Genomic DNA, 6,826 nt, shown 5'->3' on the forward strand with positions numbered 1-6,826 from the left:
TAGGTTTAGGGCCGCTTCGCGCCCCAGCGGGAGCAAGCTCCCTCGCCACAGGTGATTATCGTCTGCGGATTAGAACCGCAGTGTGGCCCCCGTCGTGAGCCATTGATGCTGATCCCCGATCAAACTGCGTCCTACCACCAGGTCTACATCCACATTCTTGCCAACGTGTACCCTCGGCCCGGCTTGCCACGCTTGGTCACCGCCTTGCTGGCCGTAGCGTTCGGCGATCAGTGTCAGTGAGTCCATCAGGGTGTATTCAAACCCGGTGCCCCAGGTCGGTCGATGGGTCTGGTCGCCGTCGTTATAGGCATGGCTCCAACCCGCATTGAAATTCAACCGCAGGGCTTCCATCGGTTGCCAGGTAAACGGCACATTCAAGTCCGCACCATCAAACGAATGCTGACGGTTCAGCGCGTAATGCACACCGGCCGACGCGGCCAGTTCCAGGCCCAGGTCTTCCCTGGCCCACAACTGCGCCTTGAGCTGCGGGTTAACCTGGGTTTCACCCTCGCCATCATGGCTGGCCCGCGACAGGGCGGCGGTCCATTGGAGCCAGGGAATCGCGGTGAACGTGCAAGCGGGCGAGAGGGTTTCACTGTGGGTGGAGCCGTCGTGCCGATTGGCGGTGTACCAGGCGTCGACATTGCATTCGCCCGGGGCGTTGATCGCGCCGTCGTCGACCACATAGGAACCGCCGGCCGCAAAGGCATTCGACATCAGGCTCAACACCAGCACCACGCTCAGCGTGACGCCGACGAAGATCAGGTTGCGCCGCACCGCGCGTCGCTTGGAGGCGGGCAGGGGATGGAAAGTAATGTGAGTGCTGCGGTTGCGGTATTTGGTGAAACCGTCAGGGGTGTGTTTCTTGTACATGGTGAACCTCGATCAACAGCCGGTGGCGCGTCCCGGTCGGATTTGGCAGGGACGCGCCGTGATTCAGATAAAAAAGGGTGTGCAGTTGGGTACCGCTACAACTGGGTTCTTCTTTCATGTGTGGATGCTCCAATAAGGGTTGATTCAGCTGTCTACGCTCAGCACATGGATACCGCTGGCCTTGGCCTGGCTCACCAGTTCCGAGGTGTCGTCGCCACCGGGCAGCGCGATGATCACGTCGGGACGGCTGTCGGTGAGCATGAACTGGTTGCGGTGACGCTCGGCCTGCTTGCCATGGCGTTGCCAGTTGGGTGGGTAACGCACCACGTCCACTCCCGTTTCCCGGGCCCAGTCCTCCACGTCGCTGCCCAGGAATTGACTGCCGCCGTGGATCAATACCTGCACGGGGCGCAGGCGGTGGTAGGCATCCAGCACCTGGCGGGACATTTTTGTATCGGCGTAATGACGACCTGCACAGATCAAGACGCGCATGGTGAGGGTTCCTTGTATTGCGTATTGCGATTTATCGACGCGGGCGCAGCAAGCGAATGCAGGTGCTGTTCAAGGTGCTGGAGAACCCCAGCATGAAGCGCATTTCCACGGCGCTGAGCACGTTGCGTGCGTAAAGCCGCACGCCCAGCACCATCACCGTCTTGGCGGCCTGGGCAAGGCCGAACACCAGCGCCGCGCGTGCGGCGTTGTCGAGGTAGCTCATGAGTGTTTTCATTGTCTGTCTCCGCGAGCGCTGGCTATCCACCGATAGCCAGCGTTTTCAGGGGCGGTTGATCAGTACCACTGCTTGAAGCGGCGGATGTAGATAGTCTTCATCAGTTGTGCCACGCAGCAGTAGGCGACCAGGGTGCCCACCAGCCATGGGAAGTACGCCAGTGGCAGCGGCTCCAGGCCCACCAGCGCGCCCAGCGGCGAGAACGGCACGTAGATGCCCAGCCCGATCACGATGCAGGTCATCATCATCACTGGCCATGCGGCGTTGCTCTGGAAGAACGGGATCTTGCGGGTGCGCAGCATATGCACTACCAGGGTTTGCGAGAGCAGCCCTTCGATGAACCAGCCGGACTGGAACAGGGTCTGCATTTCCACACTGTTGGCCGAGAACACGTACCACATCAAGGCAAAGGTGGTCATGTCGAAGATCGACGAGGTCGGCCCGATCCAGATCATGAAGCGGCCAATGTTTTTCGCATCCCACTTGCGTGGCTTGGCCAGGTATTCCTTGTCCATCTTGTCCCACGGCAAGGCCAGCTGGGAGATGTCGTACATCAGGTTCTGCAGCAGCAGGTGGATCGACAGCATCGGCAGGAACGGGATGAATGCACTGGCCACCAGCACCGAGAACACGTTGCCGAAGTTGGAGCTGGCGGTCATGTTCAGGTACTTCATGATATTGCCGAAGGTCTCACGGCCTTTCAGCACGCCTTCTTCCAGCACCATCAGGCTCTTTTCCAGCAGGATGATGTCGGCGGATTCCTTGGCAATGTCCGTCGCGCTGTCCACCGAGATACCCACGTCGGCATCCCGCAGGGCCGGTGCATCGTTGATGCCGTCGCCGAGGAAGCCCACGGTGTGGCCGTTGGACTGCAAGGTCTTGAGCACGCGGGACTTTTGCAGCGGCGTCAGTTTGGCAAACACCGTGCGTTCCTCAACCCGCAGCTTGAGGGTGGCGTCGTCCATCGCTTCGATTTCCACGCCCAGCAACGGTACGCCGGGCTCCAGGCCGACCTGGCGGCAGATCTTGCTGGTGACGATGGCGTTGTCGCCGGTGAGCACTTTGACCGCCACGCCGATTTCGCGCAGGGCAGCAATCGCGGGGCCGGCGGTTTCCTTTGGTGGATCAAGGAAGGTCAGGAAGCCGCGGATCACCAGGTTGCGTTCATCTGCCGTGGTGTACTGCTTGCGTGCAAGCGCCTGGGGAATGTTGCGAGTGGCCAGCACCAGCACCCGGAAGCCGTCTTCGTTGTAGTCCTGGGCAATCGCCAGCAACTCGTTGCGACGACGATCATCCAGCTCGACGGCCACGTCACCTTCCATCACGTGGGTGGAAATGCTCAGCATCTCCTCGACCGCGCCCTTGCACACCAGCAGGTGATCGTTCTGCGCGTCCTTGACCACAATCGACAGGCGACGGCGGATGAAGTCGAACGGCAGCTCATCCACCTTGCTGTAGGCGAACGGCACCTGGAACTTCGGATTCTGTTCCGAGAACTGTACGACCGCCTGGTCCATCAGGTTCTTCATACCGCTTTGGTGATGGCTGTTGAGCCAGGCCAGGGTCAGCACCGAGTCATCACGGTTGCCGAAGGCGTTGACGTGGTGCTCGAGGATGATCTTGTCCTGGGTCAGGGTGCCGGTCTTGTCGGTGCACAGCACGTCCATCGAACCGAAGTTCTGGATCGCGTTGAGGCGCTTGACCACCACCTTGCGCTTGGCCATGGCGGTTGCGCCCTTGGCCAGGTTGGCGCTGACGATCATCGGCAGCATTTCCGGGGTCAGGCCTACCGCCACCGCCAGGGCGAACAGCAGGGCATCGCTCCAGTCCCCTTTGGAGAAGCCGTTGAGGAAGAACACGATCGGCGTCATCACCAGCATGAAACGGATCAACAGCCAGCTGACGCTGTTCACCCCACGGTCAAATGCGGTTTGCACCCGGGAGCCGACAATCGCCTTGGCCAGGGAGCCAAAGTAGGTGCGCGGGCCGGTGGCAACCACCACGGCTTGCGCCCGGCCGCTGACCACGTTGGTGCCCATGAAGCAGATGTTGGGCAGGTCCAGCAGGTTGCCCTGGTCTGCCGCCGTGGAGGTGGCGGACTTTTGCGTCACATCGCCCAAGGTGTCGTACTTCTCTACCGGCAAGGCTTCGCCGGTCAGCACCGCCTGGCTGATGAACAGGTCGCGGGATTCGATCAGGCGGATGTCGGCCGGGATCATGTCGCCGGCAGACAGCTGCACGATATCGCCGGCCACCAGGTCGCGCATCGGCACTTCCCGCAGGGTCGGCTTGGAGCCCACTTGCTCACGGCGCAGCACCGTTGCGGTGGTGCGTACCATGGCCTTCAATGCTTCGGCGGACTTGGCAGAACGGTGTTCCTGCCAGAACCGCAGCAGGCTGCTGAGCATGACCATGGTCATGATAATGATGACCTTGGTCAGGTCGGCCTCTTCACCGGCCTGCAGCGGCAGCCAGTAATCGGTGACGAAACTGATGCCGCCCAGGGTCAACAGCACATAAATGAACGGATTGTTCAGTGCTTGTAGGAATTGCACGATGGCGTGAGGCGGCTTGTCGTGCGCCACTTCGTTGTAGCCTTCACGTTGCAGGCGAGCAAGGGCATCCAGCTCGGTCAGGCCATCCTTGGTTGCCCGGACATTGGCGAGGGTTGCCGAGAGGCCGTTCTGGGCTTCGCGGGCGGCACGCATCGACAGTTTGGCGTCGGTGTCGGTGCCGTTTTTCTTGTGCAGTTTCGGGTTTTTTACTGCGCTCATTGTGTGTACTCCTGTCGCCAATTTTTCGACAAAACATACCCGGTACTTACCTGATGACAGGCGAGCGAAAGCATGCCGAGTCGCTGACTTCGCGATCGGTTTAAATAAAGTGTTAGGTAACTTTCTACAGGCCCGCTAATAGCGCATTAGTTAACTAGCGCGCAGCGGGCTACTACTGGCTTCGTCCATAGAGAACTCCAGCTGAATAATTAACCAGTTATCAGAAAGTTGCTGTTTCCAGCCGGCTTACGCCGCGCGAGCGTCCACGTAGAGGCTCAGCATCAGGCTCGCTTGCGCGACCAGGCTGGAAACGTTCCGTCTCTGCGGGTCTTGAGGGTCGGCATGGTCCCATTGCTGGACCAGGTGGCCGGTGATGGGGCAGATACGCCAGTGGGCCAGGGGCGCCGGGCACACGCGGGGCGAGGAGGTAACAAAAGCGCTGCGGGTAGGCGAAAAGCCAACGGGCTCGCGGCACAATTTGGCACGCAAGGCCGCAGCCAGCGTACGCAGATCAGGCAAAGCAATCAGTTGAAAGGTCATAACACACCTCGGGACCGGACTGGTATCCGGTGAGGCAGTTACGTTGGAGCGTCAGGCTCTAGCGCAGCTTACTCGGCCGGAAAGGCGAGTCCCGTCATATTCTCTGGGTTTTGCGCCCGATTCGCCGCATTCACGGTGATCGGACAGCGACTAGATACTGTGTCCATTGGCTTCTTTTGTGAGGTTAAAAAATGGCCCTGAGTTGCAGGCACGGGCAATCTACTCAGGCAGTTGCCGGATGTCAACGTTTAATGACTTAATTTGTTACCGGTTCAGAGTTCGTTCAGACAAAAGGGGGAGGGAAGTTCTAGTATCAAGTGCACTTATTGATAAATGATCTGTACTGGGTGGATAACGCGGAGTCACAATGCCGCAATAACTTCTGATGTGTGTGCGCACGAGGCAACTTCCCATGTTCGATGTTCTCGGCAATAGAACCTATCGCCATTTGTTCCTGGCACAGATCATCGCGCTGATCGGCACCGGCTTGACCACGGTTGCGCTGGGCTTGTTGGCGTTCGACCTGGCGGGAGCCCAGGCGGGTGTGGTATTGGGCACGGCGCTGGCGATCAAGATGGCCGCCTATATCGGCGTTGCCCCGGTGGCCGCGGCCTTTGCCGAGCGCCTGCCGCGTCGGGCGATGCTGGTAACCCTGGACCTGACCCGGGCGCTGGTGGCGCTGGCGTTGCCGTTTGTGACGCAGGTGTGGGAGATCTATCTGCTGATCTTTGTGCTGCAGTCGGCCTCGGCGGCGTTTACCCCGACGTTCCAGGCCACCATCCCGGACATCCTCACCGATGAAGTGCAGTACACCAAGGCACTGTCACTGGCCCGTCTGGCCTACGACATGGAAAGCGTGGTGAGCCCGATGCTGGCGGCCGCGTTGCTGACGGTGATCAGCTTCCACAGCCTGTTTGCCGGTACGTCGGTGGGGTTTGTGGTGTCGGCGCTGTTGGTGTCTTCGGTGCTGCTGCCCCAGGCGCGGGCGGCGGTGCCCCGCAGTATCTATGAGCGCACCACCCGTGGTGTACGGATCTTCCTTGCGACACCACGTTTGCGCGGCCTGTTGGCGTTGAACCTGGCGGTGGCGGCGGCCAGTTCCATGGTCATCGTCAACACCGTGGTGCTGGTGCAGTCGCGCTTTGCCTTGCCGCAACGGTTTACGGCCATGGCGCTGGCGGCGTTTGGTGCGGGGTCGATGATTGCGGCATTGGCGTTGCCCGGGCTTCTGAAAAACATCAGTGACCGGGTGGCGATGTTGGCGGGGGGCGGGTTGTTGATTATGGGGTTGAGCGCCGGTATCCAGTTGTCGGGTTACGGCCAGTTGTTGGTGGTGTGGGGTGTGTTGGGGGTTGGCTATTCGCTGGCGCAAACCCCGGGAGGGCGTTTGTTGCGTCGTTCTGCTCATGCGCAGGATCGCCCGGCGTTGTTTGCTGCGCAATTTGCGCTGTCACACGTGTGCTGGTTGGTCACGTATCCGCTGGTGGGTTGGTTGAGTGCCAATGTCGGGCTGGTGGCGTCGTTTGGCGCGATGGCGGTGATTGCGGTGTTGGCGCTGATGGCTTGTGTAGTTTTGTGGCGGCCGGTTCATGAGCAAGTCCATGTATCGCATCGCCACGATGATCTGCCGGTGGGGCACCCGCATTTGGCACTTCACCATGGCGGGGTGCACGGGCACGATTATGTTATCGATGATCTGCACCGTCGTTGGCCGGCTTGATCAGAGGTATGGTTTGATTTTGCCGGGGGGGGAGTGGGTACATATCCGTTTTTTCGGGTGTTGCTGAAATTGGTTCCGCTCTTACAGCGGCTCACTTTTGAAAAGCGCAAAAGTAAGCAAAACGCTCTTGCCCCACCACTCGGCACCTCGCTTAGGCTCGGTGTGCCCTCTCTCCGGTATTACTCCGCGGGC

At 60.2% G+C, this 6,826-nt stretch carries 6 protein-coding genes; 1 reads left to right on the top strand and 5 read right to left on the bottom strand.

Going from position 1 to position 6,826, the window contains the following annotated elements:
- Nucleotides 1–69: 69 nt before the first annotated feature.
- The 5 genes from HX875_RS04350 to HX875_RS04370 form a co-directional block, all read right to left on the bottom strand.
- A complete protein-coding gene (locus HX875_RS04350; protein WP_177041943.1) occupies nt 70–873 on the bottom strand; it encodes a hypothetical protein in 804 nt (267 codons plus the stop codon).
- Nucleotides 874–1,017: 144 nt separating this feature from the next.
- The gene (locus HX875_RS04355; protein WP_177041945.1) at nt 1,018–1,365 is read right to left on the bottom strand and encodes a DUF2493 domain-containing protein; all 348 of its coding nucleotides are present in this window, start codon (nt 1,363–1,365) and stop codon (nt 1,018–1,020) included.
- Nucleotides 1,366–1,396: 31 nt separating this feature from the next.
- Nucleotides 1,397–1,600, bottom strand: a complete 204-nt coding sequence (locus HX875_RS04360; RefSeq protein ID WP_256348032.1) for a hypothetical protein — start codon at nt 1,598–1,600, stop codon at nt 1,397–1,399.
- A gap of 59 nt (nt 1,601–1,659) precedes the next feature.
- Complete coding sequence (gene mgtA, locus HX875_RS04365) at nt 1,660–4,374, bottom strand: magnesium-translocating P-type ATPase (protein ID WP_177041946.1); 2,715 nt, start codon at nt 4,372–4,374, stop codon at nt 1,660–1,662.
- A 246-nt stretch (nt 4,375–4,620) separates the two neighbouring features.
- Nucleotides 4,621–4,914 carry a hypothetical protein gene (locus tag HX875_RS04370; RefSeq protein ID WP_177041948.1) on the bottom strand — a complete coding sequence of 98 codons (294 nt, stop codon included), beginning with the start codon at nt 4,912–4,914 and terminating at the stop codon, nt 4,621–4,623.
- A 412-nt stretch (nt 4,915–5,326) separates the two neighbouring features.
- Here HX875_RS04370 and HX875_RS04375 point away from each other — a divergent pair, with 412 nt between their 5' ends.
- Entirely contained in the window at nt 5,327–6,634 is a 1,308-nt protein-coding gene (locus tag HX875_RS04375) for an MFS transporter (RefSeq protein WP_177041950.1), read from the top strand.
- Nucleotides 6,635–6,826: the final 192 nt, after the last annotated feature.

The sequence above is a fragment of the Pseudomonas yamanorum genome (assembly GCF_013386765.1).
In the GTDB taxonomy this organism is placed as follows: domain Bacteria; phylum Pseudomonadota; class Gammaproteobacteria; order Pseudomonadales; family Pseudomonadaceae; genus Aquipseudomonas; species Aquipseudomonas yamanorum_A.

Coding starts and splice junctions, on each gene's coding strand:
- HX875_RS04350 (WP_177041943.1), bottom strand. CDS start 873: ATGTACAAGAAACACACCCCTGACGGTTTCACCAAATACCGCAACCGC.
- HX875_RS04355 (WP_177041945.1), bottom strand. CDS start 1,365: ATGCGCGTCTTGATCTGTGCAGGTCGTCATTACGCCGATACAAAAATG.
- HX875_RS04360 (WP_256348032.1), bottom strand. CDS start 1,600: ATGAAAACACTCATGAGCTACCTCGACAACGCCGCACGCGCGGCGCTG.
- mgtA (WP_177041946.1), bottom strand. CDS start 4,374: ATGAGCGCAGTAAAAAACCCGAAACTGCACAAGAAAAACGGCACCGAC.
- HX875_RS04370 (WP_177041948.1), bottom strand. CDS start 4,914: ATGACCTTTCAACTGATTGCTTTGCCTGATCTGCGTACGCTGGCTGCG.
- HX875_RS04375 (WP_177041950.1), top strand. CDS start 5,327: ATGTTCGATGTTCTCGGCAATAGAACCTATCGCCATTTGTTCCTGGCA.